Raw genomic sequence first — 2220 nt, 5'->3', positions numbered from 1 at the left:
CCAGGCAGAGACCACACGGAGATCACTGTTGCTGTAGTACTAGCAGGCTGTCGTCGCCGAGGAGTGGCTCGTCGAGGCTGACCACGGCCCACAGAATGCCGGCCGTCACGTCGTCGAGGAGATAGGCGGGAGGAAGAAGTAACCGAGCCGCGGAATCCGTTCCGGCGAGACGGCGGCGTGCCTGCCGGCTGTCCAGAACGAACCCCCGAACGTCACCGTCGGCTCCCGCGACGCCGATCACGACTCCATGCCGTGACGTGCGAAGAAAGCGACTGTCCACTATCTGTGTGGGAACGGTGGCGAGAATACGGCCGTCGTCGGTGGCGGGTACGACACGTGATTCGACCGTCTGCCCGTCGAAGAACCGGCCGGCCGGCGTGGCAAGGACCTGGCCGTTGGCTTCTTCTACGGCACATGCCGCCGAGCCGAGCAGGGAGGGCAGCCGCAGAATATCCGGTTCGCCCCAGTCGGGTCGCCACGAGATGTCCGCGTCATATCCGGTTCCTGGCCCCCTGAAAGGGACCGGCGCATTTACCTCGGCCGTTGGCTCTCTGCGGTTGATGTAAAAACCGATCTCGGTATCGGTCGAGGCCCCGAGAACCGCGCGGAAGGCTTCACGATAGATCGACTGCGGCCAGCGGTGGTCACCGCGTTCCAGCTTGCCCACATAGTTGCCGTCCAGGGCAGCGGTGCGGCTGTACGTCTCCCACAGGTAGCTGTTCACGGCGTCGGCCAGCTCCTGTCGGGACATGTGTCGCCCCGATCCCGACGGCGATCGGAGCCGAAGACGGGCGTCGCGAAACCGAAGGTTCGGCTGCCGGGATTCGCGTCTGACGTCAGCCATGGCACCTCCGATATCGGTACGCCACGCCCCGCGCGGCCTGCGGCAGAGGGTGAGATCCGCATCACGTAGAAGCGTACGGGTTCCCGATCGACGTCCCGCGACCCCCAGGGCCGATCGCTGTCCGGAATCGGCCGACGGCGTGAACGATCAACGATCCCGGAGGCGTGCCACTCCCAGGACCGGTCGGAGCCGGGCTACCGGTCGAACTCGACGATTCGCACATCGAACTGGAAGTCGTCACCCCGTCCGCCGGGGTCGGCGAGGACTCAGCCACCGCGGGCGGCGAAGAAACTGTCGAAATGGCCATGGGAAGTCCCTTCGGACGAAACAGGCTGTGGGCGCGCTGATGCGCGTCCGTCGCGCCTGCCGAACATAAAGAAGATCTTGTCTTGGGTGACATGCAGGGGGATAGCCAGTCCTGCACCGGGTCTTGTCCTGGTCTTCGGCGCCGCAATGGAATCCAGCCCGGGGTTTCGCAGCCGGCTGGCCACGTCCCAGACGGGTGTTCGCGGAGGGTGTCGAGCGGTGGGGTTCAGGCTGGAAGCGGTGTCCTGGTGACCGGCTGCCACACGTAGGCCCGCTCGCGCCGCTCCAGTCGCACGATCACCGCGGCTCTGACGGTGGCTGTGACAGGCGGAAGCGTCCGCAGCTTCTCCACCGCGGCGACGACCTGCGTCGCCGGGATCCCGTCGGTGTTGCAGTAGGCGATCGACACGTGCGGGGCGAACTCCGGGTCTGGCGGGCGCATGCCGGGAACGGCCGAGCGGGTTGCCCCGTGCAGCGCGTCGCGTAGCTGGCGTAGTGGTTTGGCGGGGTCCACCGCGAACCCGAGGGCACCCGCTGTTCCGCCGAGCCGGCCGATGGAGATCTCGAACGGCGCCAGGGTCGCGCAGGCCCGCGCGGCGGCTGCCGCGACCTCGGCCACCTGCCCGGCCGTGATCTCGTCCACGGGTGCGATCCGGCCGAGGGTGAGGTGCAGCCCGTCCGGGGGAATGAGGTCGTAGTAAGGGAAACGCGACCGCGGCCTGGCAGCGCGCGGCCAGCGTGCGCAGCGCCGGGCAGTCCTCGAATGGCAGGTACCACTGCCAGGAGCGGCCTCCGCCCGGCTGGGCCCAGTGGTTGTGCAGCCGGTGAAGCTGGCGGAACCGGTCGGCCGTGCCGACGGCGGCGGCCGGGCCGGTACCGGCGGTGCCGACGGGATCAGGCACGGGTTCCCCGCGCGGCATGTGCCAGTGCGTCCCGGACGGCGTCGAGCTCGCGGGCCTGACCCCAGCGCCTCGCCGCGTAAGCGGGTGCCGCACCTACCCGGCCAGCGGGCGCCAGGACAGAACCGAGAGCGTCTGTTATTAATTAGAAATTCTTCAACTAGACTAGAA

Annotated in this window: 3 protein-coding genes; 1 reads left to right on the top strand and 2 read right to left on the bottom strand. The window is 68.0% G+C overall.

The window, feature by feature from the left end:
- Positions 1–22: 22 nt before the first annotated feature.
- Positions 23–751 (bottom strand): hypothetical protein, encoded by a 729-nt coding sequence (locus CV1CTNOD_RS28345; RefSeq protein ID WP_131786459.1) that lies wholly within the window; start codon positions 749–751, stop codon positions 23–25.
- A 257-nt stretch (positions 752–1008) separates the two neighbouring features.
- On the opposite strand from CV1CTNOD_RS28345, the gene CV1CTNOD_RS13520 reads away from it, so the two are divergent.
- Positions 1009–1191, top strand: a complete 183-nt coding sequence (locus CV1CTNOD_RS13520; RefSeq protein WP_131786458.1) for a hypothetical protein — start codon at positions 1009–1011, stop codon at positions 1189–1191.
- 185 nt (positions 1192–1376) lie between these two features.
- Here CV1CTNOD_RS13520 and CV1CTNOD_RS26645 read toward each other — a convergent pair whose 3' ends face one another.
- A complete protein-coding gene (locus tag CV1CTNOD_RS26645; RefSeq protein ID WP_278043906.1) occupies positions 1377–2045 on the bottom strand; it encodes a 2'-5' RNA ligase family protein in 669 nt (222 codons plus the stop codon).
- Between the last annotated feature and the right edge of the window lie 175 nt (positions 2046–2220).

This window comes from Protofrankia symbiont of Coriaria ruscifolia (assembly GCF_900634745.1).
GTDB lineage: Bacteria > Actinomycetota > Actinomycetes > Frankiales > Frankiaceae > Protofrankia > Protofrankia californiensis.
The sequence above is the reverse complement of the archived record's forward strand: the minus strand, read 5'-3'. Positions and strand labels throughout refer to the sequence as shown.

Bases quoted from the DNA above. Each gene is read 5' to 3' on its own strand.
- CV1CTNOD_RS28345 (WP_131786459.1), bottom strand. From the start codon at position 751: ATGTCCCGACAGGAGCTGGCCGACGCCGTGAACAGCTACCTGTGGGAG.